Origin of the sequence: Streptomyces sp. RPT161, from assembly GCF_027533845.1 — a bacterium.
In the GTDB taxonomy this organism is placed as follows: Bacteria; Actinomycetota; Actinomycetes; order Streptomycetales; family Streptomycetaceae; genus Streptantibioticus_A; species Streptantibioticus_A silvisoli_A.
Genome location: NZ_JAPZVN010000002.1, coordinates 296404 through 322609, shown reverse-complemented (window position 1 = coordinate 322609; position 26206 = coordinate 296404). Strand labels below are relative to the sequence as shown.

24 protein-coding genes are annotated in these 26206 nt (G+C 71.4%); 10 read left to right on the top strand and 14 right to left on the bottom strand.

The window, feature by feature from the left end:
* The first annotated feature begins 196 nt into the window (after positions 1 to 196).
* Positions 197 to 1429 carry a cytochrome P450 gene (locus O5O46_RS06025; RefSeq protein WP_269854185.1) on the top strand — a complete coding sequence of 411 codons (1233 nt, stop codon included), beginning with the start codon at positions 197 to 199 and terminating at the stop codon, positions 1427 to 1429.
* Positions 1430 to 1674: 245 nt separating this feature from the next.
* Positions 1675 to 3093 carry a glycine betaine/L-proline transporter ProP gene (gene proP, locus O5O46_RS06020; RefSeq protein ID WP_269854184.1) on the top strand — a complete coding sequence of 473 codons (1419 nt, stop codon included), beginning with the start codon at positions 1675 to 1677 and terminating at the stop codon, positions 3091 to 3093.
* 81 nt (positions 3094 to 3174) lie between these two features.
* Here the strand turns inward: proP and O5O46_RS06015 are convergent, their stop codons facing one another.
* Entirely contained in the window at positions 3175 to 5247 is a 2073-nt protein-coding gene (locus O5O46_RS06015; RefSeq protein ID WP_269854183.1) for an MFS transporter, read from the bottom strand.
* A gap of 311 nt (positions 5248 to 5558) precedes the next feature.
* On the opposite strand from O5O46_RS06015, the gene O5O46_RS06010 reads away from it, so the two are divergent.
* The 4 genes from O5O46_RS06010 to O5O46_RS05995 all read left to right on the top strand — a co-directional run bounded on the left by O5O46_RS06010 (position 5559) and on the right by O5O46_RS05995 (position 8543).
* The gene (locus O5O46_RS06010; protein ID WP_269854583.1) at positions 5559 to 6074 is read left to right on the top strand and encodes a hypothetical protein; all 516 of its coding nucleotides are present in this window, start codon (positions 5559 to 5561) and stop codon (positions 6072 to 6074) included.
* Positions 6075 to 6113: 39 nt separating this feature from the next.
* Positions 6114 to 6338, top strand: a complete 225-nt coding sequence (locus O5O46_RS06005; RefSeq protein ID WP_269854182.1) for a hypothetical protein — start codon at positions 6114 to 6116, stop codon at positions 6336 to 6338.
* A gap of 218 nt (positions 6339 to 6556) precedes the next feature.
* Positions 6557 to 7702 carry a serine hydrolase domain-containing protein gene (locus O5O46_RS06000; RefSeq protein WP_269854181.1) on the top strand — a complete coding sequence of 382 codons (1146 nt, stop codon included), beginning with the start codon at positions 6557 to 6559 and terminating at the stop codon, positions 7700 to 7702.
* Positions 7703 to 7886: 184 nt separating this feature from the next.
* Entirely contained in the window at positions 7887 to 8543 is a 657-nt protein-coding gene (locus O5O46_RS05995) for an HAD-IA family hydrolase (RefSeq protein WP_269854180.1), read from the top strand.
* A gap of 60 nt (positions 8544 to 8603) precedes the next feature.
* Here the strand turns inward: O5O46_RS05995 and O5O46_RS05990 are convergent, their stop codons facing one another.
* Positions 8604 to 9188, bottom strand: a complete 585-nt coding sequence (locus O5O46_RS05990; protein WP_269854179.1) for a TMEM165/GDT1 family protein — start codon at positions 9186 to 9188, stop codon at positions 8604 to 8606.
* Positions 9189 to 9410: 222 nt separating this feature from the next.
* Complete coding sequence (locus O5O46_RS05985) at positions 9411 to 10232, bottom strand: ABC transporter permease (protein ID WP_269854178.1); 822 nt, start codon at positions 10230 to 10232, stop codon at positions 9411 to 9413.
* A gap of 84 nt (positions 10233 to 10316) precedes the next feature.
* Between O5O46_RS05985 and O5O46_RS05980 the strand changes: the two genes are divergently transcribed.
* Positions 10317 to 10751, top strand: coding sequence for a DoxX family protein (locus O5O46_RS05980; protein WP_269854177.1), 435 nt, complete (start codon positions 10317 to 10319; stop codon positions 10749 to 10751).
* A gap of 171 nt (positions 10752 to 10922) precedes the next feature.
* A complete protein-coding gene (locus O5O46_RS05975) occupies positions 10923 to 11543 on the top strand; it encodes a DedA family protein (RefSeq protein ID WP_269854176.1) in 621 nt (206 codons plus the stop codon).
* A gap of 1 nt (position 11544) precedes the next feature.
* On the opposite strand, the gene O5O46_RS05970 is transcribed toward O5O46_RS05975, so the two are convergent.
* From O5O46_RS05970 to O5O46_RS05945, 6 genes are all read right to left on the bottom strand, one after another.
* A complete protein-coding gene (locus tag O5O46_RS05970) occupies positions 11545 to 12075 on the bottom strand; it encodes a DUF6227 family protein (protein WP_269854175.1) in 531 nt (176 codons plus the stop codon).
* 113 nt (positions 12076 to 12188) lie between these two features.
* Entirely contained in the window at positions 12189 to 12848 is a 660-nt protein-coding gene (locus tag O5O46_RS05965) for a response regulator (RefSeq protein WP_269854174.1), read from the bottom strand.
* On the bottom strand, positions 12845 to 14068 hold the full coding sequence (locus tag O5O46_RS05960) for a sensor histidine kinase (RefSeq protein ID WP_269854173.1): 1224 nt from the start codon (positions 14066 to 14068) through the stop codon (positions 12845 to 12847). The genes O5O46_RS05965 and O5O46_RS05960 overlap by 4 nt, the downstream gene beginning before the upstream one ends.
* A complete protein-coding gene (locus tag O5O46_RS05955; protein WP_269854172.1) occupies positions 14065 to 14928 on the bottom strand; it encodes an ABC transporter permease in 864 nt (287 codons plus the stop codon). Before O5O46_RS05955 ends, O5O46_RS05960 begins: the two co-directional genes overlap by 4 nt.
* A complete protein-coding gene (locus tag O5O46_RS05950) occupies positions 14925 to 15869 on the bottom strand; it encodes an ATP-binding cassette domain-containing protein (protein ID WP_269854171.1) in 945 nt (314 codons plus the stop codon). Before O5O46_RS05950 ends, O5O46_RS05955 begins: the two co-directional genes overlap by 4 nt.
* Before the next feature lie 183 nt (positions 15870 to 16052).
* Entirely contained in the window at positions 16053 to 16412 is a 360-nt protein-coding gene (locus O5O46_RS05945) for an ArsR/SmtB family transcription factor (protein WP_269854170.1), read from the bottom strand.
* A gap of 59 nt (positions 16413 to 16471) precedes the next feature.
* Between O5O46_RS05945 and O5O46_RS05940 the strand changes: the two genes are divergently transcribed.
* Both O5O46_RS05940 and O5O46_RS05935 read left to right on the top strand, forming a co-directional pair.
* On the top strand, positions 16472 to 17497 hold the full coding sequence (locus tag O5O46_RS05940; RefSeq protein WP_269854169.1) for a cation diffusion facilitator family transporter: 1026 nt from the start codon (positions 16472 to 16474) through the stop codon (positions 17495 to 17497).
* A 30-nt stretch (positions 17498 to 17527) separates the two neighbouring features.
* The gene (locus O5O46_RS05935) at positions 17528 to 17983 is read left to right on the top strand and encodes an ArsR/SmtB family transcription factor (RefSeq protein WP_269854168.1); all 456 of its coding nucleotides are present in this window, start codon (positions 17528 to 17530) and stop codon (positions 17981 to 17983) included.
* Between the two features lie 7 nt (positions 17984 to 17990).
* Here the strand turns inward: O5O46_RS05935 and O5O46_RS05930 are convergent, their stop codons facing one another.
* The 5 genes from O5O46_RS05930 to pabB form a co-directional block, all read right to left on the bottom strand.
* The gene (locus tag O5O46_RS05930; RefSeq protein ID WP_269854167.1) at positions 17991 to 19310 is read right to left on the bottom strand and encodes an ABC transporter ATP-binding protein; all 1320 of its coding nucleotides are present in this window, start codon (positions 19308 to 19310) and stop codon (positions 17991 to 17993) included.
* Positions 19311 to 19355: 45 nt separating this feature from the next.
* Entirely contained in the window at positions 19356 to 21086 is a 1731-nt protein-coding gene (locus O5O46_RS05925; protein WP_269854166.1) for an ABC transporter permease, read from the bottom strand.
* A gap of 106 nt (positions 21087 to 21192) precedes the next feature.
* Complete coding sequence (locus tag O5O46_RS05920) at positions 21193 to 22053, bottom strand: polysaccharide deacetylase family protein (protein ID WP_269854165.1); 861 nt, start codon at positions 22051 to 22053, stop codon at positions 21193 to 21195.
* A gap of 63 nt (positions 22054 to 22116) precedes the next feature.
* Positions 22117 to 23856, bottom strand: a complete 1740-nt coding sequence (locus O5O46_RS05915) for a pyruvate dehydrogenase (protein ID WP_269854164.1) — start codon at positions 23854 to 23856, stop codon at positions 22117 to 22119.
* Between the two features lie 140 nt (positions 23857 to 23996).
* Positions 23997 to 26102, bottom strand: coding sequence for an aminodeoxychorismate synthase component I (pabB, locus tag O5O46_RS05910; RefSeq protein WP_269854163.1), 2106 nt, complete (start codon positions 26100 to 26102; stop codon positions 23997 to 23999).
* Positions 26103 to 26206: the final 104 nt, after the last annotated feature.

Sequence of the window (26206 nt, the reverse complement as noted above, 5' to 3'; positions counted from 1 at the left end):
GGAACCCACGGCGGAACTAGTACGCGTTCTAGTTCTCCTCGCAGTTGTATTACCCGCGGTACGGGTGCGCAAGGGGCGACGCAGGCCAACGAGCGCTCATGGCGGGTAACGGATGCCGCGCGATCCCTTGCCAGTTGACGCGGCCGGCACTAGCTTCTACAGCCCATCTGACGAGCCGTCAGTTACGGAGTCGCCGATGCCCTGTCCCGCGCTGCCCGATGGCTTTGACTTCACCGACCCCGACCTCTACCACCAGCGGGTTCCACTGCCGGAACTCGCCGCACTGCGCGGCACCGCACCGGTGTGGTGGAACGCCCAGCGGCACAACATCGCGGGCTTCGACGACGACGGCTACTGGGTCGTCACCCGGCACCAGGACGTCAAGGAGGTCTCCACCAGGCCCGAGACCTTCTCCTCCAACCTCAACACCGCGATCATCCGGTTCAACGAGTCGATGACCCGCGACCAGATAGACGTCCAGAAACTGATCATGCTGAACATGGACCCGCCGGAGCACACCCGGGTCCGCCAGATCGTCCAGCGCGGCTTCACCCCCCGCGCGATACGCGCCCTGGAGGACGCGCTGCGCGAGCGGGCCCGCCGGATCGTCGCCCGGGCCACTCGGGCGGGCAGCGGCGACTTCGTCACCGACATCGCCGTGGAGCTGCCGCTCCAGGCCATCGCCGAACTCATCGGCGTACCGCAGGAGGACCGGGCCAGGATCTTCGACTGGTCGAACAAGATGATCGGCTACGACGATCCGGAGCTGGCCATCACCGAGGAGATCGGCCGCGACTCGGCACTGGAGCTGATCTCCTACTCGATGAACCTGGCCGCCGCCCGCAAGGAGTGCCCGGCCAAGGACATCGTCAGCGCACTGGTCGCCGCCGAGGACGAGGGCAACCTGGGCACCGACGAGTTCGGCTTCTTCGTACTGCTGCTGGCGGTGGCCGGAAACGAGACCACCCGCAACGCCATCACCCACGGCATGCACGCCCTGCTGGCCCACCCCGAGCAGTGGGAGCTGTACAAGAGCGAGAGGCCGAAGACCGCCGCCGACGAGATCGTGCGCTGGGCCACGCCCGTGGTGTCGTTCCAGCGCACCGCGACCCACGACACCGTGCTCGGCGGTCAGGAGGTGAAACGCGGCCAGCGCGTGGGCATCTTCTACTCGTCCGCCAACAACGACCCCGAGGTGTTCGACACCCCCGAGCGGTTCGACATCACCCGCGACCCCAATCCACACCTCGGCTTCGGCGGCGGGGGGCCGCACTTCTGCCTGGGCGCCAACCTCGCCCGGCTGGAGATCGACCTGATCTTCAACGCCATCGCCGACAGCTCCCCCGGCATCCGGCTCGTCGGCGAACCGCGACGGCTGCGCTCCGCCTGGCTCAACGGGGTGAAGGAGCTACGTGTCACGTACACGTAACTGGCTGCTACCCAGGTCCGTCATATCCGACATAAAGAGGTGACAAAGCTCACCGAAAGATCACCAGTCAGTCGTCCGCCGACTCTGTGTTTCCGCAGTTCGGAGCGGGGTTTCCGTAAACATCACCGTGTCCGCGGGCTCGCCCACCGTCCTGTCAGCACTGTCTAAGGTCGAAGTCCGGCCATTTCCGAGACACGCGGTCCCACCCGGCCTCGGAACCCCGAGACAGGAAGCAGGCAGTCAGCGTGACCACGGCCACCCGATATACCGGCACGGAAGCGGCCACACGCCCCCGCAGCGCTCCGGACGTCACCGTCGTCGACCAGCGGATGGTCAAGCGCGCGGTCAGCGCCGCGGCGCTGGGCAACGCCATGGAGTGGTTCGACTTCGGTGTCTACAGCTACATCGCGGTCACCCTCGGTGAGGTCTTCTTCCCCTCCAGCAGTCCCACGGCGCAGTTGCTGTCCACCTTCGGCGCGTTCGCCGCGGCCTTCCTCGTCCGCCCCGTCGGCGGCATGGTGTTCGGCCCGCTCGGCGACCGGATCGGTCGGCAGAAGGTGCTGGCCATCACCATGATCATGATGGCCGCGGGCACCTTCGCCATCGGCCTGATCCCGTCCTACGCCACCATCGGCGTCGGCGCGCCGCTGCTGCTGCTCGCCGCCCGGCTGGTGCAGGGCTTCTCCACCGGCGGTGAGTACGGTGGCGCGTCCACCTTCATCGCCGAGTACTCGCCGGACAAGCGGCGCGGGTTCCTGGGCAGCTGGCTTGAGTTCGGCACGCTGGTCGGCTACGTGGCGGGCGCGGGCATGGTGGCCGTGCTGACCGGGCTGCTCAGCCATGGCCAACTGCTCTCCTGGGGCTGGCGGATTCCGTTCCTGATCGCCGGTCCGCTGGGACTGATCGGCCTCTACCTGCGGCTGAGGCTCGAAGAGACGCCCGCGTTCGCGCAGTTGGAGCAGCAGGCCCGCGCCAAGCAGGTCGAGCAGTCAGCCAAGCGCAAGGGCACGTTGCGCGAGATCCTGGTGGGCCAGTGGCGCGCGATGCTGCTGTGCGTGGCGCTGGTGCTGGTGTTCAACGTCACCGACTACATGCTGCTGTCGTACATGCCCAGCTACCTCTCCGGGCAGCTGCACTACGACGCCAGCCACGGGCTTGTGGTGGTGCTGGTCGTGATGGTGCTGATGATGGCGGTCCAGCCGTTCGCCGGAAGGCTCTCCGACCGCTTCGGGCGGCGGCCGGTCATTGGACTGGGCTGCCTGGGCTTCCTCGTACTGTCCATCCCGGCGCTGCTGTTGATCCGGCAGGGCAGCCTGGCGGGGGTGTACGTCGGCATGGCCGCGCTCGGCCTGCTGCTGGTGTGCTTCACCGGTGCGATGCCGTCGGCGCTGCCCGCGTTGTTCCCCACCCGGATCCGGTACGGGGCGCTGTCGATCGGCTTCAACATCTCCGTGTCGCTGTTCGGCGGTACGACGCCGCTGGTGGTCACGGCGCTGATCAGTGCGACCGGCAACCCGATGATGCCCGCGTACTACATGATGGCCGCCGCCGTCATCGGCGGTATCGCGGTGGCCTGCATGCCGGAGACTGCCCGCAAGCCCCTTCCGGGCTCGCCGCCGGCGGTCGCCACTCAGGCGGAGGCGGAGGCGCTCGCCCGGCGGTAAGGCGGTTCTGACCGCGGTGGGTCCGGCACCGTCGCTCTCCACCGTCAGGGTTGCTCACCGCCGCGGTCTGAACTCTTCGGATCACGACGCCCGTTCCTGCGACCACGACCGGCCGCCCGAAGGCCGGTCGCGGTCGTCGCCACACAGCTGCCCGCTCAACTTACTGAGCAGATCGTGCAGATCACCCGTGGTGTGCTTGGGATCCCACCAGTCGCCGAGGAGTTCGGCCAGTACCTTCGTGCGGGCCTCCACCAGCCGTTCCGTGGCGCGGCGACCCTCGGAGGTGAGCACCAGCACCAGGCCCTCGCGACGGGTGAACCGCCGCAACTCCGTCTCGGCGGCGGCCTGGTAGACGATGTGCGGCGGAACGCTCGCCCGCTCCGCCAGCAGTTGCGGCGCGGCCGACCCGTAGCGGTTGATCCGCAACAGCAGCCAGCTGGAGGCGGGATGCAGATCGAGTCCGGCCAGGTCGGTGATCTTCTGGTAGAGGTCGCGGCGGCCCTCCTTGGTGCCCAGCGCGGACAGGGCACGGGCCACCTCTTCGCGGGAGGTCCGCTCGACCGGGTTGGAGGCGTAGGTCTCGCTGGCGTCGGGAGCCCGTACCGAGCCGCGCAGCGGCTGCTCCTTCAGGAACCACGCCAGTACGAAGGCCAGCGCCGCCACCGGTACCGCGTACAGGAACACATCGGTGATCGCCCCGGAGTACGCGTGCAGCACCGCCGCCCTGGTGCTCGGCGGCAGCGCGGCGATGCTGTGCGGGTCGGACTGGAGCAGCTTGGGGTCGAAGCCGGGTGGCACCGGTTTTCCGACCAGCGCCGAACCCAGCTTGCTGGCAAGCTCGTTGGCGAAGATGGTGCCGAAGATCGCCACGCCGAACGACGCGCCGATGGACCGGAAGAAGGTCGCCCCGGAGGTGGCCACGCCCAGGTCCTCGTAGCCGACGGCGTTCTGCACCACCAGCACCAGTACCTGCATCACCAGGCCGAGGCCGAAGCCGAAGACGAAGAAGTCCACGCTCATCGTCAGGGTGCCGCTGAACTCGGTGAGCCGGTGCAGCAGGAGCAGGCCGACGACGATCACGGCGGTGCCCGCGATCGGGAACACCTTGTACCGGCCGGTACGGCTGACGATCTGGCCGGAGGCGGTGGACGCGATCAGCAGCCCGAGGACCATCGGCAGCATGTGCACACCGGAGAGCGTGGGACTGACCCCGTGCACGACCTGGAGGAACGTCGGCAGGAAGGTCATGGCGCCGAACATCGCGAAGCCGATGACGAAACCGATGACCGAGCACAACGAGAACGTGCCGCTGCGGAACAGCCGCAATGGAAGTACGGGTTCCGCCGCCTTGCGCTCGATGGCGATGAAGACCGCCAGCAGTACGGCACCCAGCACCGCGAGCCCGATGATCTGCGGCGAACTCCAGGCCCAGGTGGTGCCGCCGAGTGAGGCGACCAGTACCAGGCAGGTCGCCACCGCGGCGATGACGGCGGTGCCCGCGTAGTCGATGACGTGCTTGGCGCGGTGCCGTGGGATGTGCAGCACGGCGGCGATGACGGCGAGCGCGACGACGCCGACCGGCAGGTTGATGTAGAAGACCCAGCGCCAGGTGAGGTGGTCCACGAACAGGCCGCCGAGCAGCGGTCCGAGCACGCTGCTGGCACCGAACACCGCGCCGAACAGCCCCTGGTAGCGACCGCGGTCGCGGGGCGGCACGATGTCGCCGACGATCGCCATGGACAGCACTATCAGTCCGCCGCCGCCCAGGCCCTGTAGGGCCCGGAAACTGATCAACTGGCCCATGTTCTGGGCGAGTCCGCACAGCGCGGACCCTGCCAGGAAGATGACGATCGCGGTCTGGAACAGCTTCTTGCGCCCGTACTGGTCGCCGAGCTTGCCCCACAGCGGGGTGGCGGCGGTGGAGGCGAGCAGGTACGCGGTGACCACCCAGGACAGGTGCCGCATTCCGCCCAGGTCGCTGACGATGGTGGGCAGCGCGGTGGAGACGATGGTCTGGTCGAGCGCGGCGAGCAGCAGGCCCATGAGCAGCGCGCTCATCGCCACCAGGATGGTCCGCCGCGACTGGCCCTCGCCCGGCCCCTCGGCCGGGCGAGCAGCGGATTCGTGGAAGGTTGCCGCGTCGTCCTGCGCCATGGACGCCTCCTCGCACATCGCTACGGGCGCTTTGCCCATCCTCACGCTCTTGGCCCCACCCCGCCTGTTGGGCGCCGCTCCGGGGCGTGGCGGCCACCGGCACCCTGGTGGTTTGGAGGCTCGCCCCGAAGAGAAGCCCGCCGCGGCGCCCCCACGCCGCAGCCCGGCGGCGCGAAGCCGCCGCGATCCGGGCGGCGCCCCCGGCTGGGCGTGGCAGCGGCCCCGGGCGAGGTCCCGGGGCGTGGGAGGGTGGGCGGGTGGGAATCCCAGGCTTCGGCCCCGACCAGTTCCAACTCGTTCTGCTGCGGCGCATGGCGGACCACCAGCCCGGCCTGGTGGAAGACGCGCTGCGCACCCTCGGCGCGACCCGGGCCGACCTGCGTGAGGCGCACCGCCGCTGGCAGGCGATGGTCCGCTCGCGTACCTTCCCGCACGGCGAGCGCCGCTACCTGGCCGTCCTCGGAGCCCCCGAGGCGGCCGAGGAGCGGCGGATCGGGGATCTGAGCTGCCGCGCGCTGCTGTGGCCGCTGCCGCTGTGGCCGGACCTGCGGTACGAGGTGATGGTGGCCCCGGGCGGCCGGGTGTGGAACGAGTGGCTGGTGCGGGCGCCCGGCGCCCCGGCACCCGTACCGCGCACCGCGGCCGACCTCACGCCGTGGTGCTGCACGGTCGACGAGGTGGCGCGCGCCTTCCCGCCCGCCCAGCCGCTGGAGGGCGACGCGCCCACACGCTGGCGGCTCGCCTTCACCGACCCGGCGACCGGCGTCCGCCACGTCGCGCACTTTACGTACGGGCTGTTGCAGTACCTGGCCGAGTCGGCCTCGTAACCCTTTCGCTCGTGCCGGTCCAGGGCACACCGTGGGCGTATGACCCGAACCAGAAGGCCGTGGCTGCTGCTCTTCCTGCCGGTGCTCCCGCTGCTCGTGCTGGCCCGGCTGCTGGCCCGCCGCCGGGCGCGGCCCGGACTGCGCGGCGGACCGGGCGGACCACCGCCCGCGGGCGTGCGGGAGCCGCGCCGCCCCAGGCCGTCACCGCCCGCGGCGGTGATCGCGCTTTCCGAACCCGGCCGCAACGGCAGCGGACCACGCTGACCGGGGCCGTTGGCGGGACGCGGAACTCTTTTGTATCTTTGAGAAACAAAGTGGCTCCACCCGTTTCCCCTGACCGGCGGGTGGGGCCACTGTCGTTTTCGCCGAGGGCGCCACCGAGCTGCGGAAAATCGCTCGAAGCAGGCAGAGGCAGTCCCTATCGTGGCCGGGCCGACGGCCGATGAGGGCCTGTGCGCCCCGCGCGAGGAAGAGGATGTCAGGTGGATCACAACGGGTGGGTCGACGAGGGCTTCGGAGCCGTCGCGGAGGAGTTCCACCGCAACTTCGCCGAAGGGCGTGAACTCGGCGCAGCCGTCACGGTGTTCGTGGGCGGGCGCAAGGTGGTGGACCTGTGGGGCGGCACCGCCGACCACCGCACCGGCCGCCCCTGGGAGCGGGACACCGTGGTTCCGGTCTTCTCCTGCGCCAAGGGTGTGGTGAGCGTCTGCGCCCATCTGCTCGCCCAGCAGGGGAAGTTGGACCTCGACGCGCCGGTGGCCCGCTACTGGCCGGAGTTCGCCCAGGGGGGCAAGGAGCGGATCACATCGCGCATGGTGCTCACACACCGCGCCGGAATCCCGCTGTTCGACCGGAAGTTGACATTCCAGGAACTCACCGAGTGGACCCCGGCGATCCGCGCCCTTGAGGAGCAGGAACCGCTGTGGGAGCCCGGCACCGCCCACGAGTACCACGCGCACGCCTTCGGCTGGATCATCGGCGAGGTGATCCGCCGGATCACCGGCCGCACCCCCGGCACGTACTTCCGTGAGGCCGTCGGCGACAAGCTGGGTCTGCGCACCTGGATCGGGCTGCCAGAGGGAGAGTTGCACCGGCTGGCCCGACTCGTCGAGGCGCAGGGGCGGCCTCCGATGCCGGACGCCGAGTCGCTGATCGTCCGGTCGGTCACGGTGAACGGCGCGCTGGTCTTCCCCGGGCTCGACCATCCGCACGGCTGGAACTCCCGCGCGCTGCTGACCGCCGAGTTCCCCGGGGCGGGCGCGGTCTCCTCGGCCGGCGGCCTGGCCGGGCTGTACGCGGCGGCGGCCACCGGGCTCGACGGGGCGGCGCCGCTGCTCACCCGGGACACCCTCAGCGACGCCCTCGCGGAGCGGACCGGCGGGGTGTCGTGGTCGGGGTTCCCGGACCTCGGGGTGCGCTGGGGCACCGGGTTCATGCTGGACTCCGCACGCTTCCGCCCGCTGCTCGGCCCGCGCAGCTTCGGCAACGACGGGGCCGGCGGCCAGTTCGGCTTCGGTGACGACGAGTTCGGCGTCGGCTTCGGCTACGTCGCCAACCGGATGATCGGCCATGGTGACGCCCGGGCCAACGGGCTGATCGCGGCGCTGCGCAAGTGTGTGGGGGGCTGACGTCCGGGCGCCTCGGGGGTCGCGCCCAGCAGACGGATTCCGCCGTTGCTGCGGGATGGGCGTTGCGCCGTTTGGCGGTGCGGACCTGGTTTTGTATCGTAGGAAAACAAAGTGGCCCCGCCCGCAACCCCTGACCTTCGGGCGGGGCCGCTTGTCCCGTCCCGTCCGACCCCAGGAGTGCGGCATGTCCACGACGATCGGTGTGTTCAAGGCCGCGCTGCTCGACATGGACGGCACGCTGGTCAACTCCGATGCGGTGGTGGAGCGTTGCTGGCGGAGCTGGGCGGACGAACACGGGCTTGACCCGGCCGAGGTGATGAAGGTCGTGCACGGCCGCCAGGGCTACGCGACGATGGCCGTGCTGCTGCCGGACCGGCCGATGGCCGAGAACCACGCGGACAACGCCCGGATGCTGGCCCAGGAGACCGCCGACACGGAGGGCGTGGTGCCGATCGCAGGCGCGCCCGCGTTCCTGGCCGCGCTCCGCGACCTGCCGCACGCCCTGGTGACCTCCGCCGACGCGGCCCTGGCCCGGGCCCGGATGACGGCCGCGGGGCTGCCGATGCCCCGGGTGCGGATCACCGCGGAGTGCGTGAGCGCCAGCAAGCCCGACCCCGAGGGCTTCCTCAAGGGCGCGGCCGAACTGGGATTCGCCCCCGCGGACTGCGTGGTCTTCGAGGACTCGGAAGCGGGCGTCACCGCGGGCCTGGCCGCCGGTATGCGGGTGGTCGGCGTGGGGCCGCGGGCCGCCGCGCTGGACGTGACCGCACACATCGACACCCTGGACCAGATACGGGTGGAGGCCGCCGAGGACGGCGGCTTCGCCCTCTGGATCGGCTGAGCGGCGCATCTCGGCCGAACGGCGGCGGCACACCCGTCCGTGTGCCGCCGCCCCCGTACGTCAGCCGGCGATCGCCTCGTAGAGGCTGAACCCGGCCATCACCACCATCACCGCCGCCGCGACCTTGGTGATCAGCGGCAGCGGCACCCGCCGCATCAGCGCCCGGCCGCCGACGATGCCGATCCCGGCGACCGCCCACAGCGCCAGTACCGCGCCCACGCCGACGGAGAGCGGACTGCCGTAGCGGGCGGCCAGGTTGGCGGTCATGATCTGGGTCAGATCGCCGAACTCGGCGACCAGGATGAGCATGAAGCCGCTGCCCGCGACCCGCCAGAAGCCCTGTTCCCTGGGCGCGTTGACGCTCTCGTCGTCGTCCTCGTCCTTGTGCCAGAGGATCATGGCCGCGCCCGCCAGGAAGAGCAGGCCCACCACGCCCTGCACCCAGCGGTGCGGCAGCAGCGTCAGCAGGCTGCCGGCGGCGATGGCGATCACCACATGGACCGCGAAGGCGGCGGCGATGCCGCAGAAGACGTGGCTCGCCCGGAAGCGGGTGCCGAGCATCAGGCTGGCGAGCGCGGTCTTGTCGGGCAACTCGGCCACGAAGATAACGCCGAAGACGATCGCGGCGACGGTGAGGCTGAACACGGGGTGGAGGCTCCTGGGGCACTCAGGCGCCGCGCCGGGCTTCCTCGGGGAGAGGGGTCGCTTCGGCACGGCAGCGTCGGACACTGCGGCCGAAGGTCTCGCTGGCGCGGTACGTACCTGACGTACCCGCCTCCGGGCGCCGGCCGAAACCTCGCGGTTCGGCAGTATGTCGACGGTCCGGCGTTGAGCTACTCCCCTTCTGCTGGGGACCAGCCTAACCGGTCACCTGCCGGTCCCGTCCCGGGTGAGCAGACCGCGGGCCACCAGTTCCAGTACCACCGTCACCGCCACCGCCTGCACGGCGAGCAGCGCGATCAGCACGAACAGCTGGACCACGCCCGCCTTCAGGGGTGACGCGCCGCCGATGAGCATGCCGACGAAGGCGCCGGGCAGCGTGACCAAGCCCACGGTCCTGGTCTGGTCCAGTCCGGGGACGAGCGCGGTGGCGGCGGCCGGCCTGGCGATCTCCAGCCGCGCCTCCCGGTCCAGCAGTCCGATCGCCAACCCGGCCTCCACCTCCCCGTGCCGGGTGCGCAGCTCGTCCAGCGCGCGCTGCCCGGCCAGCACGGTGGCGGTCAGGGCGCCGCCGATGAGGATTCCGGCGACGGGGATGAGCGCCACGCCCTTGAGCGGCACCAGGCCGACCACGACCAGCAGGGCGACCACCGGCAGCGCGCCCGCGGCCACCGGGGCGGCCGCCCACCACCAGGTGCGGTCGCGGGTGATGCGGCGCCCCGCGGTGCGGGCCGCGACCGCGTACATCACGAGGACGAAGCCGAGCAGCGCGGGCAGATAGCGGACCACCCAGCCGATCACCAGGGCGACGGCGGCGAGTTGGACCACCGCGCGCAGCCCGGCGAGGGCGATGGCGCGCGCATAGTTCTCCCGGTCATCCCTGAAACGGGCGTAGAACGCCACCGTGGTGGCCGCGACGAGCAGTGCGGCCAAGACGACGCCCAGTGTGTTGTTCACGGGGAGCAGGGTGGCGGAGGAGGCGGCGGCGAACACCGCCCCACCGTATGGCGGATCACCCCTTGGCAACATACTTGAAACTTGCAGTATTTAGTTAGTAGCGCCTAATCTCGAACCCTGTTCGGTTCCGTCCCCCCACCGACCGCAGGAGAACCCATGCCCTTCACCGAGACCGCCAAGCCCCATGTCCTAGCACTGTTCCGGGTCGTGGTCGGCGTGATATTCGCCAGCCACGGCGCCGCCTCCCTGTTCGGCATACTCGGCGGCGCCGCGGGCACCCACGGCGGCACGGTGGCCACCGGCGTCTGGCCGTACTGGTACGCCGCGGTCATCCAGCTGGTCGGCGGCGCGCTGGTGGCGCTGGGCCTGGGCACCCGGGTGGCGGCGCTGATCAGCTCCGGCTCGATGGCGTACGCGTACTTCACCGTGCACGCCAAGGTGGCGCTGTGGCCGCTGCAGAACGGCGGCGAGCCCGCCGCGCTGTACTCCTGGGCGTTCCTGCTGATCGTCTTCACCGGGCCGGGCGCCTGGGCGCTGGAGTCGCTGTTCACCGCCCGGCGGACGCGTACCGCCGGGGTCGCCGCCGCCTGATCGGGCGAACCGCGTGGGACTCACGGCGACCCGGCGGTCGCTGTGAGTCCCTTATGAGAACAACGTCACGCCGCCCCGCGCGATCAACCGCGGAGCCCCGCGCGTACGCTGTACGGCTGTGGCGCGCAGACCGCCCGCCCCGGCAGTCCGTGCGGACCAGGAGAAACGACGGTGCTCGATCGAGTGGGTTCACTTGTCGACTCGCCATGGGCGCTCCTGCTGGTCGGGCTCTCCGTGCTGCTCGATGTCTTCCTTCCGGTGCTGCCCAGCGGCGTGCTGCTGATATCCGCCGCCACCGCGGGCACGGCCGGCTCCAACGGGGCCAAGGACTTCCAGGACGTCGTCGAACTGCTGCTGTGCGCGTCCGCCGCGTCCTGCCTGGGCGACCTCGCGGCGTACCGGCTCGCGTACCGCGGCGGTGACTGGCTGGACCGGCGCCTTGAGCGGTCCCGGCGGCTGTCCTCAGCGCAGGAGCGGCTGGGCCAGGTACTGCTGCGCGGCGGCGGTGCACTGGTGGTGCTGGCCCGGTTCGCGCCCGCCGGGCGCTCCGTGGTGAGCCTGGGCGCGGGCGCGGCCCACCGCCGCCCTGCCGAGTTCCTCCCCTGGTCCGCGCTGGCCGGTCTGGCCTGGGCCGCCTACGGCGTGGGACTCGGCTACGTGGGCGGCAAGTGGTTTGGCGCCACCTGGCTGGCCACCGTGGTCTCACTGATCGCCCTGTTCGGGGCGGGCGCCGTCGCGGCGTACGTCTTCCGCCGGGAGCGCGAGCAGGACCCGGTCTCCATCGAGGCCTAGCTCACCACGGCCCCGGATCCGCGGGCCTGCCCCCGGGATCGGGGAAGTCGTCCTGCGCGTACTCATGGCGCGCCTCGGCGAAACCCGCACCGCCGTACGGGCCCTCGCGGCGCACGTCGAAGTGGACCTCCGCGATCAACCACCCCTGGCCGAAGTCGAATTCGGGGAAGACGGAGTCGGCGAACCGCTCCCGCAGCCGCTGCTCCACCGCCGCCTGGCTGGTGAACAACTCGCGCACCACCGCGTCGGCGTCGCCGGTGTCGTCCTCGACCTCCCACAGCGTCGCGCTGCCGCCGTCCGGCAGCAGGAAGACGTGCTTGACGGTGCGGTGGCCGCGGGTGCGGGTCGGCCCCTTGGAGAAGCGCATCGAGTGCAGGTCCACGCAGTGCATCAGCGCGCCGCGCAGCCGCCGCAGCAGCGCCGGGTCCAACTCGGCCACGTTGTGCGCCCGGGCCAGCAGCCGGTCGAGATGACTGTCCGGATCGTCGTCGTGCGGCCCCGCGGCGTCGCCGCCCGATCGCGTGTTGTCCATGTGGCCCTCCCGCGCCTCGCTCCGCCATTCCCCGCCGAGCGCTTCGTACACTTTTCGCACACACACCGTAGCGGGTCAACTGCCGTGCGTGTCCGATGTTCGGTCCAAGTGCTTCAGGACGGCTTGATCAGCCGGGTCTCGTAGGCGAAGACCACCGCCTGCACCCGGTCGCGCAGTTCGAGCTTGACCAGGACCCGGCTGAGGTGGGTCTTCACGGTGGCCTCCGCCAGGTGGAGCTCCGCGGCGATCTCCGCGTTGGACTTGCCCCTGGCCACCTCGGTGAGGATCTCCAGCTCGCGGGCGGTCAGTCGGTCGAGACGGGAGTCCACCGGGCCGTCCGGCGTGGGCAGTTGGTGCGCGCAGGTCTCCAGCAGCCGACGGGTCACCCGGGGCGAGACCACCGCGTCACCGGCGGCGACGGTGCGGATCGCCGCCAGCAGTTCCTCCGGCAGCGCGTTCTTGATCAGGAAGCCGGAGGCGCCCGCGCGCAGCCCGGCGAAGGCGTACTCGTCGAGGTCGAAGGTGGTCAGGATCAGCACCCGGGTGTCCGGGCAGGCAGCGATGATCTCCTCGGTCGCCTCGATGCCGTCCTTGCCGGGCATCCGTACGTCCATCAGCACCACGTCCGGCCGCAGTTGCCGGGCCAGCCGCACCGCCTCCGTACCGTCGCCCGCCTCGCCCAGCACCGCCAGATCGGGCTGTGACTCCAGCACCAGGTTGAACGCGACCCGCATCAACGGCTGGTCGTCGACGAGCAGCACTCCGATCGTCACGACTCCCCTTCCACGTCCGCCGGTTCCGGATCCTCCAGCTTCAGGCAGGCGGCCACCCGCCAGCCCCCGCCGGGCAGCGGCCCGGCCTCGACCTGTCCGCCGTAGGCGGCGACCCGGTCCCGCATCCCGTCGATCCCGTGCCCGCCCTCCCCGGAAGACGGCACGGGGTGGCCGTCGTCGCGGACCTCGACCTCCACCCGGTCGCCGGGGCAGCTTACGCGGACCGAGGCGCGGGCACCGGCGGCGGCGTGCTTGAGGGTGTTGGTCAGCGCCTCCTGAACCAGCCGGTACACGGTCAACTGGGCCGCCGCCGGTACCGACGCCACATCGCCTTCGACCCGCAGCCGCACCGGCAGCCCCACCGCGCGGACCTGGGCGGCCAGCCCGTCCAACTGGCCGATACCGGGCTGCGGATGGCGCAGCGCGTCGGGTTCGTCGGCGCGCAGCACGCCGAGGAAGCGGCGCATGTCGGTGAGCGCCTGCCGTCCGGTGCCGGAGACCTGCTCCATGGCCGCGGCGGACTTCTCCGGTGCGCGGGTGGCGGCGAAGGCGGCCCCGTCGGCGAGCGCCACCATGACCGACAGGCTGTGGGTGACGATGTCGTGCATCTCACGGGCGATCCGGGCCCGTTCGCCCGCCACCGCGAGTTGGGCGCGCTGGTCGCGCTCGCGCTCCAGCCGCGCCGCGCGGTCCTCCAGCGCGGCCAGGTACGCGCGGCGGTTGCGCATGTTGGCGCCGATCATCCCGGCGGCCAGGGCCAGCGCGCACAGCCCGACGAACGTCTTGGCGCCGCGTTCCGGGCTCGACCAGCGCACCACCGCCAGCAGGTTGCCCAGCGCGATCACCCCGGAGGCGGCCAGGGTGCGGCGCCGGGGGCAGTGCGCGGCCACCGTGTAGAGGGCGACCAGCAGCGCCACGTCGCCGGGCAGTACGCGCCCCGCGTACAGCCACTGCACGAGGGCGACGGCGGAGATCACGGCGAAGACCACGAGTGGCGCGCGGCGCCGCCAGGCCAGCGGCAGCAGCAGCGCCAGTTGGTAGCACAGCAGCTCCGGATGGCGGCCGAACATGAGGTGCATGGGCGCCGAGGCCACCAGCGCCAGCAGCGCCGTCAGCAGGGCGTCGCCCACCACCGGGTGACGCCCGGCGAACGTGCGCAGGGCGGAGCCCCAGGGCGGCAACTCCGCCCCGGGGCCCTGGACTTGGTCGTACCGCGTCACGCATCCCGCCGCTTGAGCAGCACCGCCGCGATCACCACGGTCACGGCCACGTAACCGGCGAACAGTCCGGCACCGGTCCATGGCGCGAGCTGGTGGGGTTCGGCGTGCAGCACGGTCAGCGCCTGCCCGGCGTTGCTCGGCAGGTACGGGCCGATGTTGTCGACCCAGGAGGACGGCAGCGCGTGCAGGATCAGCGGCAGCACGAACAGCATGCCGAAGACGCTGGCGATGCCGCCCGGCGTGGACCGGGTCACCGCGCCCATGGCGACGCCGAACAGCCCGACCAGGGTGAGGTAGATCGCCGTGCCGAAGACCACCCGGGGCACACCGGGCGCCGACAGCGTGGTCTGGATGTGCTGGGAGGCGAGCATCGACTGTCCGACGAAGAAGGACAGCAGCGAGGCGATGGATGCCAGCACCAGGGTCACCCCGCCGAACACCGCCATCTTCGCCCACAGCACCGGAAGCCGCTTGGGCACCGCGGACAGGGTGGCGCGGATCATGCCGGTCGAGTACTCCCCGGTGATCACCAGTACCCCGAGCACGCCGATGGCGAGCTGTGCGAAGACGTAGCCGTCGATGCTGCGGCCCGCGGCGTCGAAGGCGGCCCGCTCGGCCATGGGCAGGTGGTTCCAGCGGTTGGCGGCGGCCCAGCAGGCGAGCAGGGCGATGCCGATCATGGCGGCGACCGCGATCAGCAGGGTGAGGTAAGTGGAGCGCAGCGAACGGAACTTGATCCACTCCGAGTTCAGGACCCGGCCCAGAGTCACCTTCCCCGTGCGCGCGGGGGCGGAGTCAGCGCCGAGGCCCGAAGGGCCACCGTTGAGGGTGGTGGTGGGCGACGGGTGGGCGGTGCTCATGCTGCGGTTCCTTCGGTCACGTTGGCGCGGGTGGCGGAGGGGACCGCCTGGTACTCCACCGCGTCCCGGGTCAGTTCCATGAAGGCCTCTTCCAGCGAGGCCTGCTGGGTGGCCAGTTCGTACAGCACCACCTGGTGCTCGGCGGCGGTGATGCCGATCTGCTCGCTGCTCAGCCCGGAGACCGTCAGCACACCGGCCTCCTCGCTGGTGATCGTCACGTCGGGCCCGGCCAGCCGCTCGCGCAGCCGCTCGGCGTCGGGGGTACGGACCCGTACGGTGTTGGTGGACGCCTGCTGGGTGAACTCCTCGACCGAGGTGTCGGCGATCAGCCGACCGCGGCCGACGATGATCAGGTGCTCGGCGGTGAGCGCCATCTCGCTCATCAGGTGGGAGGAGACGAACACCGTCCGCCCCTCGGCCGCGAGACTCTTCAGCAGGTTGCGGATCCAGAGAATACCCTCGGGGTCGAGTCCGTTGACCGGCTCGTCCAGGATCACCGTCGCCGGGTCGCCGAGCAGGGCGCTGGCGATGCCGAGTCGCTGGCCCATGCCGAGCGAGAAGCCGCCCGCCCGCTTGCGCGCCACGTCGGCGAGGCCGACGAGTTCGATCACCTCGTCCACCCGCGAGCGCGGAATGCCGGTCGTGGCGGCGAGGGCCAGCAGGTGGTTGAAGGCGGTGCGCCCGGTGTGGATCGCGCGGGCCTCCAGCATGGCGCCGACCTCGTGCAGCGGCGCCGCGTGGTCGGCGTAGCTCCTGCCGTTGACCAGCGCGCTGCCGGAGGTGGGGGTGTCGAGGCCGAGCAGCATTCGCATGGTGGTGGACTTCCCGGCGCCGTTCGGACCGAGGAAGCCGGTGACCACGCCGGGCTTGACCTGGAAGCTGAGGTCCTCGACCGCGGTCTTGGGTCCGTAGCGTTTGGTGAGTGCGGTGGCTTCGATCATGCTGCTTCCTCGTCGGCGTGCGCCTCCCCCAGACGGGTCCGGCTGCGCCACCACGCTAGGCGGCCGCGCCAAGCGGCACGATCCCCGCCGGACGGAACCTCAGGCCGCCGGGCGTGCGCCCGGGGGCTGACGTGTGTACTCCGGTGGGTGTACGCAGGCCGCGGCGATGCGTCGGTACGCCGCTCAGGCGTGCGCAGGGGCTCCGCCGAGTTGGTGGTCGGCGAAGTTCAGCGCCTCGGTGACCAGTCGCCGCAAGTGCCCGTCAGGCATCCCGTAGATCACCCGGCGGCCTTCCTTGCGGGTGGTGACCAGGCCGGACAGCCGCAGTCTGGCCAGGTGCTGGCTCACCGCGGGACGGGCGGCGCCGCAGCGTGCGGTGAGTGTGCTGACGTCCGCCTCGCCCTGCGACAGGCAGTGCAGCAGCGCCAGCCGGGTGCGGTCGGCCAGCAGCCCGAGCACGGTGGCGGCGTGGGTGAGTTGCTCGGCGCTCGGGTTGCGCGGATGCGAACCATGCGCAGCTGATAGTTGCATGCGTGCACTCATACGCACACAATGGCGCATGGGACCGCTCCGCGTCCACCACCGTGCCCCGGGAGATGCCCATGAGCGAGCATGAGCACCGCCACCATCACCACCACACCTCCGGCATACGGCACCGCGTGGGCCATGTCCTGCGACCGCACTCGCACGCGACGACCGACAAGGTCGACCAGGCGATGGAGGCCTCCGCCGAGGGGATGCGCACCCTGTGGATCTCCCTGGCGGTACTGGCGCTGACCGCCGCGCTCCAGGCCGCGGTGGTGGCCCTCTCCGGCTCGGTGGCGCTGCTCGGGGACACCGTGCACAACGCCGCCGACACCCTGACCGCCGTACCGCTCGGCATCGCCTTCGTCCTCGGGCGGCGGGCGGCGAACCGCCGCTACCCGTACGGCTACGGGCGCGCCGAGGACCTGGCAGGCGTCGCCATCGTGCTGACCATCGCCGCGTCCTCGCTGTTCGCCGGGTACCAGGCGGTGGACCGGCTGATCCATCCGTGGGCGATGTCTCATCCGGGCGCGGTCGCGGCGGCGGCGCTGATCGGCTTCGCGGGCAACGAGCTGGTGGCCCGCTACCGGATGCGCACCGGGCGCAGGATCGGTTCCGCCGCCCTGGTCGCCGACGGGCTGCACGCCCGCACCGACGGCTTCACCTCGCTCGCGGTGCTGCTCGGCGCGGGCGGTGCGGCGCTGGGCTGGCCGGTGGCCGACCCGGTGGTGGGCCTGCTGATCACGGCGGCGATCGCGCTGGTGCTGCGGGACGCGGCGCGGGAGGTCTACCGGCGACTGATGGACTCGGTCGACCCGGCGCTGATCGACCTGGCCGAGACCGCACTGGCCCGGGCCGAGGGGGTACGGGCGGTGGGCGCCGTCCGGATGCGGTGGATCGGGCACGCCCTGCGCGCCGAGGCCGACATCGTGGTCGCCCCCGAACTCAGCGTGGTCGCCGCCCACGCGGTCGCGGTACGGGCCGAGCACGCCATGATCCACGCGGTGCCCAGGCTCACGGGCGCCACCGTGCACGTCGACCACGCGCCCGTGGGCGCCGGTGCACACGATCCGCACGATGAGCTGGCCCACCACGCCGCGTGAAGCCCAGGGTTGGCCGGTTAACCTCTTTGCATGGACGCGCAAGCTTCGTCACGGGAATCGGATGGCCGGAGTTCGGACGGACCGCATGGCGACGGGGTCGAGGAAGCGGTCGCGGTGCTGAAGGCGGTGGCCGACCCGACGCGCTTCCGCCTGCTGTGGGCGCTCAGCCAACAGGAACTGCCGGTGGGCAGGTTGGCGGAGCTGGTCGGCGCCCACGTCGCCGCGGTCTCGCAGCACCTGGCGAAGCTGCGCACGGCGGGCCTGGTGGCCTCCCGCCGGGACGGCACCCGGATCTTCTACCGCGTCTCCGGCGAACACGTCCGGGGGCTGCTGGAGGAGGTCGTGGTGGTCGCGGGCTCCAGCGGTGACTCCGGCACCGGGCCGGGCGACTCCGGCCCCGACTCGGCCGCCGAACCGGCCCCCGCCCCGCGCGCCCTGCGCTGGCCGAGGACGGTGGGCCTGCGCCCGGTGCGCAGGCCGACGTAGGCCCGGATCACCCGTCGACGCGGGCGAACTGGCGCGGCCCGGCGTCGTACTCGTACAGCTCCGCGTACCGGCCCCAGTCGGTGGCGGTCTCCAGTTGCTGGGCCACCTGCTCGCTCGTGTAGTGATGGGCGAGCAGGTCCCGGACGAACCCGTCCCGCAGCAGGCCGCCGGCGGACTTGCGCACACTGGTGGCGATCAACCGCACCAGCGGCACATCCCACACCGCCTCCGCGAAGATCTTCTTCGACTGCCGGACATCGGCGCCCGCGAACCCCACCCCGCGCGGCGTCAGCAGCAGGTCGTTGTCCTCGACGAACGCCATGCCCAGCGCCTCCAACGCGTCGACCAGCGGCAGCAGATCGTCCACCGCCAGTCCCAGGTCGTCGGCGAGGTCCGCCAGATCGCAGCGCCCGTCGTGCTGGGCGAGGATCTCGGCCAGCCCGGACAGCCCGTCCACGCTGGCCCGCGGCAGCGGCGCGGTGGCGATGGTGCGCCGCCCGCCCCCCGTCTCCGCGGGCACCGGGCCCCTCGGCCGCAGCGTGTCCGTCGGCCGCCCGGTCATGGTCTGGTACAGCGTGTCGACCATCTCCTGGAAGGCCGCCGAGTGCCGGTCGCGGGGCCGCTCAAGCGGCACCGGGAACGCGGCCCGCAGGGTGCCGGGATGGGTGCCGAGGACGACGACCCGGTCCGCCATCAGCACCGCCTCCTCGATGTTGTGGGTCACCAGCACGATGGCCCGGGTCGGGAACTGCCCCGACTCCCACAGCTCCATCAACTCACCGCGCAGGTTCTCCGCGGTGAGCACGTCGAGGGCGGAGAACGGCTCGTCCATCATCAGCACGTCCGGCTCGACCACCAGCGCCCGGGCGAACCCCACCCGTTGCCGCATGCCGCCGGACAGCTCCTTGGGGAACGCCGACTCGAAGCCGTCCAGGCCGATCAGGTCGATCGCCTTGACCGCGGCCTCGGCCCGCTCCCGGGGCGGGACCCCGCGGGCCTCAAGGCCGACCTCCACGTTCTGCCGGACGGTCAGCCAGGGCAGCAGCGCGAACGTCTGGAACACCAGCGCGGTACCGGGGTTGGTGCCGGTCAGAGGCCTGCCACGGTAGGAGACGGTGCCGGAGCTCACCGGGATGAGCCCGGCCAGGCAGCGCAGCAGCGTGGACTTGCCGGAACCCGACTTGCCCAGCAGCGCCACCACCTCGCCGTCCCGTACGTCCAGGTCGACACCGGCCAGCACCGGCAGCTCACCGTCGGCGCCCGCATAGGACTTGGTCACCCCGCGGGCGGACAGCAGGATCTCGCCACAGGCACTCGGCGCGGCCATCGCGGCCTCCTTACGTACGGTGTCGCTCCCCTCCATCGTCACCGATCACCCCATGCTGTACCGGGTCTCCGCCAGCCGGTACAGCCGCCGCCACACAAGCCGGTTGAGGGCGACGACGTACAGGCTCATCACCGCGACCCCGGCCAGCAGATGCGGGTAGTCGCCGGCCGCGGTGGCGTGCGCGATGTACGCGCCGAGCCCGGTCGCGGTCAGCGTGCTGCCGCCGAAGCTGACCACCTCCGAGACGATGGAGGCGTTCCAGGCGCCGCCCGAGGCGGTGACGCCACCGGTGACGTACGCCGGGAAGATGCCGGGGATGACCAGCCGCCGCCAGCGCTGCCAGCCGCGCACCCCGAGGTCGTCCATCGCCTCGCGCAGATCGGTGGGGATGGCCATGGCACCGGCGATGGTGTTGAACAGGATGTACCACTGGGCGCCCAGCGCCATCAGCAGGATGCCGCCGACGTTCAGGCTCAACCCGGTCCGCAGGAAGAACCAAGTGGCCAGCGGGAAGAGGAAGTTGGCCGGGAAGCTGGCGAGGATCTGCACCAACGGCTGGGCGATCCGGGCCAGTCGGGGAGAGAAGCCGATCTTCACGCCGACCGGTACCCACACCACCGTGGCCACCACCAGCAGCACCAGCACCCGTCCCAGGGTGGCCAGCCCGAGCAGCAGCGGCGTGCCGAACACCCCCAGCCCGGTGTGCTGCCGGAGGTAGCGGCCGAGGTCGAACAGGCCCCAGCCGATCACCACGGTGGCGGCGGCCCCGAAGGCCAGGTCGCCCGCCCTGCGGCGTACCGGGCGTACCAGCAGCGGGCGGTCGTCCACCCCGAACACCCGACCCGCCCGGCCCGCCGCCCGGGCGGCGGGCGCCAGCGCGCGGCCGAGCAGCCGGGGCCAGTGCGAGCGGCGCAGCAGGTCGAGCACCACCGACCGCTGTACCTCGGTGGCCTCCGCCTGCTCGTTCTTGAACCGCTCCGCCCACGCGGTCAGCGGCCGCCAGAAGAAGAAGTTGACGCCGACCACCATCACGGTCATGGTCAGCACCGCCCAGCCGACCTTCCCCAAGTCGCCCTCGGCGATCGCCGCCCCGGCGTACGAACCCACGCCCGGCAGCGCGTAGCTGTGGTGGGAGACGCTGATCGCCTCGGAGGCGACCAGGAAGAACCAGCCGCCGCCGAAGCTCATCATGCCGTTCCACACCAGCCCGATGGCACCGGACGGCAGCTCGATGCGCCAGAACCGCATCCAGCGGGTGAAGCCCAACGACCGTGACACCTCGTCGAGTTCACGCGGCAGGGTGATCAGCGACTGGTAGAAGCCGAACGTCATGTTCCATGCCTGCGAGGTGAAGATCGCGAAGATCGCGGCGCACTCCAGACCCAGCAGCGAACCCGGGAACAGGGCGGTGAAGCCGGTGACGGCGATGGTCAGGAAGCCGAGCACGGGTACCGACTGCAGGATGTCCAGCGCCGGGATCAGGATCCGGTGCAGTCGCCTGCCGCGGGCCGCGGTGTGGGCGTACAGCAGCGAGAAGACGGTGGACACCAGCAGCGCGGCGAACATCCGCAGCAGACTGCGCGCAGCGTAGTAGGGCAGGTTGGCCGGGTCGGTGCTGACCGCCGCCGTCCGGCTGGGGGTGAACGACACCGCCGTACCCCGGCCCACCCGCAGCACCACGTACAGGCCGACCAGTACCGCCCCGGCCACCAGCAGGTCCACCCAGCTCAGCCTGGTCAGCCGGCTGACCGCCCGGACCGGCGCCGAACGCGGCATCACACGCCCACCCGCGCCGCGGCGGCGAGCAGACCCCGCCGCGACGGCGAGCGACCACGACGCCGTGCACCGGCGGTCGCGCCACCGCCACAACCCATCACAGCCACTACGCCGACGGCGCCTGGATGTAGTCCTCCAGGCGGGCGACAGCGAAGCCTTGTTCCTGGATCCGCTTGAGGAGGTTGCCGAACATCTCGGTCATGGTGGTGCCCTTGAGCTCACCGGGCCCGCGGAAGTGGGCCAGGATGATGTCGCCGGGGCGCAGCTTGTGGTCCCCGGCCTGGTACTGCATGTCGTTTATCTGCATCGACTCGCGCCACCACACGATCGCCCGGGGCCCGCACTCGCCCACCGCGGCCCTGGTGTTCGCGTTGTACGCGCCGTACGGCGGCCGGAACAACAGCGGCGCGGTGCCGTACTGGTGGGTGAGGATCTTCTGGTCCCCGCACACCTCCTCCTTCTGGCGGGCCAGCGGGACGGTGTTCATCACCGGGTGGTGCAGGGTGTGGTTCTGGATGTGGTTACCCATTTCCTGCAGCGGTTTGAAGTACCCGTAGCCGTCCTTGATGGCGTCGTTCATCAGGAACATCGTGATCGGCACCTTCAGGTCCCGCATCATCTCGATGAACTTCGGGTCCTTCTCCGCTCCGTCGTCGAGGGTGACGAAGACGACCTTCTGCGTGGTGGGGATGTGCGCGAACACCGGAACGGTGCCGGTGGCCGAGAGCTTGACGGGCTTGTCGGCGGGCGGTTCCGGGGCGGCGGGCAGCGGTGGCAGACCCCACTTGCGCCATGCCGTCGTGTCCACGGCCGGTGCGCTGCCGGACGCGCTCGTGCCGACGGCGGCCGAGGGCGGTGCCGCGTCGGACGAGGAGTGCGCCGCGCCGCAGCCGCCGGCGGTCACGGCCAGGGTGACCGCGCCCGCCAGCGCCCCGTAGAACCTGCTCCGCCCGTGGTGCCGCTTCACCGCGCTGTGCTCCCGAATGTGCTGGTCGTTTGCTGTTTCGCCACTCGGGAACGTTACCGGTACTCAGGGGCGGGGAATGTTGCGCAGGTTGGAGCGGGCCATCTCCAGCATCGTGCCGACCCCGCCCTCCAGTACGGTGCGGCCCGCGGAGAGCGCGAAGCCCCTGACCTGGTCCGCGGTGATCCGGGACGGGATGGACAGCGCGTTGGGGTCGGTGATCAGCTCGACCAGCGCCGGGCCCGGCCGGTCCAGTGTCTCGCTGAGCGCGTCGCGGACGGCGTCCGGCCGCTCCACGCGCACCGCCGGGATGCCGACGCCACGGGCGATGCTGGTGTAGTCGACCGGCGGATGGTCGGTCTGGTAGCTCGGCAGCCCGTCCACCATCATCTCCAACTTCACCATGCCCAGCGAGGAGTTGTTGAAGACCACGGTCTTGATGTTCAGATCGTGCTGTCGCACGGTGATCAACTCACCGAGCAGCATGCTCAGCCCGCCGTCTCCGGAGAGCGAGACGATCTGCCGTCCGGGATCGGCGAAGGCCGCGCCGATGGCGTGCGGCAGCGCGTTGGCCATCGTGCCGTGGCTGAACGAACCGATCACCCGGCGGCGGCCGTTGGGGCTCAGATAACGCGCCGCCCACACGTTGTTCATCCCGGTGTCCACGGTGAACACCGCGTCGTCGGCGGCGAGTTGGTCCAGCAGACTGGCCGGGTACTCGGGATGGATGGGCAGATGGCTTTCCACGTTGCGGGTGTAGGCGCCGACCACCTTGGTCAGCGCCCGTTCGTGCTTGCGCAGCATGTCGTCGAGGAAGCGCCGGTCCCGCTTGGCGTCCAGCAACGGCAGCACCGCCCGCAGCGTGACCCCGACATCCCCGTGCACGGCGAGTTCCAGCGGGGTGCGCTTGCCCAGCTTCCGGGCGTCCCGGTCGACCTGGATGGTGTGCGCCTGCGGCAGGAACGCGTCGTACGGGAAGTCGGTGCCCAGCATCAGCGTCAGATCGGCCTCGTGCAGCGCCTCATGGCAGGCGCCGTAGCCCAGCAGCCCGATCATGCCGACGTCGTACGGGTTGTCGTACTGGATCCACTCCTTGCCGCGCAGCGTGTGGCCTACCGGCGCCTTGACCGCCTCGGCGAGCCGCATCACCTCGGTGTGCGAGTCGCGCACCCCGGCCCCGCAGAACAGGGCCACCTTGTCGGCCTCGTTGAGTGCCTCGGCCAGCGTGCGGACGGCGGTCTCGTCGGGGTGGACGACACCGGGCGCCGCCGGCGGTGAGGGCCGCCCGGTGGGATGGGCGGCGGGGCGGTCGGCGATGTCACCGGGGAGCACGAGCACGGAGACGCCCGGGGTGGCGATCGCGTGCTGGACGGCGATCCGCAGGATGCGCGGCATCTGCTCCGGCTGGGAGACCAACTCGCAGTAGTCGGCGGCGTCGGCGAACAGCTTCTCGGGGTGGGTCTCCTGGAAGTAGCCGGTACCGATCTGCCCGGCCGGGATGTGCGAGGCGATGGCCAGCACCGGGGCGGCACTGCGCTGGGCGTCGTACAGCCCCTGCACCAGGTGGGTGTTGCCGGGCCCGCAGGATCCCGCGCACACCGCGAGCCGCCCGGTGATCTGCGCCTCGGCCGCCGCGGCGAACGCGCCCGCCTCCTCGTTGCGTACGTGCACCCAGTCGATGCCGTCGGTGCGGCGGACCGCGTCGACCAGCGGGTTGAGGCTGTCCCCCACCACGCCGTAGATCCGCTCGACTCCCTCTTGCCGCAGCACGGAGATGAACTGGTCCGCGATCTTGGGGGTGGCCAAGGTGACGCCTCCTCGCGAGATGACCGGGGCAGGATCGTGACCGACCCTACGCCGGGTGGCGCACGGGAGCCGTGCTTACGCGGCTAAGCGAGTGGCGGTCCCACCGGGCCCGGTCGCGGCGGGCATCCCCCCGGGCGCGGTCAGTCGGAATGGCCGTGCGGAGCGGTGCGGGCCATGTGGCGCTGCGGAAACTCACCGCCGGTCAGCGCGAGCAGCGGTGCGGCCTTGACCGCGGTCTCCTCGAACTCCTGCTCGGGATCGGACAGCGCGACGATGGCACCTCCGGTGCCGTAACGGATCCGGCCGGGAGTGAGCACGGCGGTACGGATCACGATGCTCAGGTCGGCGGCGCCGGTGAGCGAGAAGTAGCCGATCGCGCCGGAGTAGACGCCGCGCGGGCCTTCCTCGAGCCGGTCGATGATCCGCATGGTCCGGATCTTGGGCGCACCGGTCATCGACCCGCCGGGGAACGCCGCACGCACGCAGTCGACGGCGGTGCGGTCGGCGCGCAGCCGCGCCCTTACCGTGCTGACCAGTTGGTGCACGGTGTCGTACGTCTCCACCTCGAACAGATCGCGCGCCTCCACCGAACCGGTCTCGGCACAGCGGCCCAGGTCGTTGCGGACCAGGTCGACGATCATCAGGTTCTCGGAGTGGTCCTTCTCGTCAGTGGCCAACTCCCGGCGCAGCGCGGCATCCCGCTCGGGGGTCGCACCGCGCGGCCGGGTGCCCTTGATCGGACGGGACTCGGCGCGCCCGTCGGCGGTCACGCTGAGGAACCGTTCCGGCGAAGTACTCAGCACCGAGACCCCGTCGAACTGCAACAGCGCGCCGAACGGCGCCGGTGACGCCTGCCGCAGCAGCCGGTACGACTGCCAGGCGTCGGCGACCGCCTCCACCTCGACCATGTTGGTCAGGCACACCTCGTACGTCTCACCGGCCGCGATCTCCTCCTGCGCGATGCCGATCAACTCCAGGTAGCGGTCCCGGTCATGGCGCAGCCGGACGGCGTCCGGCGCGGCGGGCCGCGGTACGGGCACGGCGGTACGGCCGGTCAGCCCGCCGAGCAGCGCGGCGGTCTCGTCCAGCCAGGCCCGGGCGGGGCCGGGCGTGCCGGGCCGGGCGAGGGCCAGCAGATGGGTGGTGCCGGTGGCGTGGTCCACGACCACGCCACGGTCGGCGAAGACCATCACGGCGTCGGGCTCGGACGAGCGGTGCGCCTTGCGGCCGCCGCACTGCGCCTTCAGCTCGTAGCCGAGGTAGCCGACCCAGCCCAGCGCGAAGCCGCACGGCGGCAGGCTGTCGGGGGTGGCCAGATCCGTGGCCCGCAGGTCCTGGTCGAGCCAGTCCAGGAAGTCACCGGTGACCAGGTGCTCGCCGTCCTTGGAGTGCACGGTCAGGGTGCCGGTCCACACATCGGCGGTGGCGACCCGGGCGAGCGGCCCGGAGGCGTCGCCCATGATCGAGAAGCGTCCGGCTCCGGCGTCGGGACGGCTGCTGTCCAGCCAGAACGCGTACGGCCGATCACGAAAGACCACGTCGTAGGCGGCCTCGTCGTCCCAGCGGGTGGGTATGGACTCCACCAGGAGTTCGTAAGTGGTGGTCCCAGCCGGTGCGGTCGGGGCGGCCGCCGGTCGGGGCGCGGGCACCGGGAGCGCTCGGGGTGCGTGGTGCCGCCGTACGAGTTCCGCGAAGTTGCGCAGCAGGCGGTCGCCGTACTGGGTGCAGATCGACTCGGGGTGGAACTGCAGGCCCCACATCGGCCGGTGCCGATGCCGGATGCCCATCAGCACCCCGTCCGGGGTGTGGGCGACGGCCTCCAGCTCGTCCGGGAGCGCGGTAACGGTGAGCGAGTGGTACCGGACCACCTCGAACGGGGAGGGGATGCCCTCGAAGATGCCGGTTCCGGTGTGCAGCACCGGCGAGGTACGGCCATGGCGCGGTTCCGGGGCGCGCTCGACGGTGCCCCCGAAGCCGGCGGCGAGGCCCTGGTGGCCCAGGCAGATGCCGAGCAGCGGCAGCTCGCACCGCTCGATGACCTCACGGCAGATGCCGAAGTCCGCCGCGCGCTCCGGGGTGCCGGGGCCTGGGGAGATCACCACGCAGTCGAACTCCGCCAACCGTTCGATCCGCCATTGCGGATCGTCGTTGCGGATGACAACGGGTTCCCGGCCGGTAGCGGCGGCGATTCCGTGCACCAGGTTGTAGGTGAAGGAGTCGTAGTTGTCGATCAGAAGCGTGCGCATCGTGCCGGGATCACCTCAAGACCCCATTTTCCCACGTCCCAGGGGGTCCGGAAGCGGCGGGGGCGACGGAGGGCTGCCGGCCCCCGCGAAACCTCCCGACCGCG

What these genes read in the sequence shown, in the direction of transcription:
- O5O46_RS05985 (WP_269854178.1), bottom strand. Translation starts at nt 10,232, where the DNA reads ATGTTGCCAAGGGGTGATCCGCCATACGGTGGGGCGGTGTTCGCCGCC.
- O5O46_RS05955 (WP_269854172.1), bottom strand. Translation starts at nt 14,928, where the DNA reads ATGAGCACCGCCCACCCGTCGCCCACCACCACCCTCAACGGTGGCCCT.
- O5O46_RS05945 (WP_269854170.1), bottom strand. Translation starts at nt 16,412, where the DNA reads ATGAGTGCACGCATGCAACTATCAGCTGCGCATGGTTCGCATCCGCGC.
- O5O46_RS05950 (WP_269854171.1), bottom strand. Translation starts at nt 15,869, where the DNA reads ATGATCGAAGCCACCGCACTCACCAAACGCTACGGACCCAAGACCGCG.
- O5O46_RS05925 (WP_269854166.1), bottom strand. Translation starts at nt 21,086, where the DNA reads ATGCCGCGTTCGGCGCCGGTCCGGGCGGTCAGCCGGCTGACCAGGCTG.
- O5O46_RS05940 (WP_269854169.1), top strand. Translation starts at nt 16,472, where the DNA reads ATGAGCGAGCATGAGCACCGCCACCATCACCACCACACCTCCGGCATA.
- O5O46_RS05995 (WP_269854180.1), top strand. Translation starts at nt 7,887, where the DNA reads ATGTCCACGACGATCGGTGTGTTCAAGGCCGCGCTGCTCGACATGGAC.
- O5O46_RS06010 (WP_269854583.1), top strand. Translation starts at nt 5,559, where the DNA reads ATGGCGGACCACCAGCCCGGCCTGGTGGAAGACGCGCTGCGCACCCTC.
- O5O46_RS05980 (WP_269854177.1), top strand. Translation starts at nt 10,317, where the DNA reads ATGCCCTTCACCGAGACCGCCAAGCCCCATGTCCTAGCACTGTTCCGG.
- O5O46_RS06015 (WP_269854183.1), bottom strand. Translation starts at nt 5,247, where the DNA reads ATGGCGCAGGACGACGCGGCAACCTTCCACGAATCCGCTGCTCGCCCG.
- O5O46_RS05930 (WP_269854167.1), bottom strand. Translation starts at nt 19,310, where the DNA reads ATGGCCGCGCCGAGTGCCTGTGGCGAGATCCTGCTGTCCGCCCGCGGG.
- O5O46_RS05935 (WP_269854168.1), top strand. Translation starts at nt 17,528, where the DNA reads ATGGACGCGCAAGCTTCGTCACGGGAATCGGATGGCCGGAGTTCGGAC.
- pabB (WP_269854163.1), bottom strand. Translation starts at nt 26,102, where the DNA reads ATGCGCACGCTTCTGATCGACAACTACGACTCCTTCACCTACAACCTG.
- O5O46_RS05970 (WP_269854175.1), bottom strand. Translation starts at nt 12,075, where the DNA reads ATGGACAACACGCGATCGGGCGGCGACGCCGCGGGGCCGCACGACGAC.
- O5O46_RS06005 (WP_269854182.1), top strand. Translation starts at nt 6,114, where the DNA reads ATGACCCGAACCAGAAGGCCGTGGCTGCTGCTCTTCCTGCCGGTGCTC.
- O5O46_RS06025 (WP_269854185.1), top strand. Translation starts at nt 197, where the DNA reads ATGCCCTGTCCCGCGCTGCCCGATGGCTTTGACTTCACCGACCCCGAC.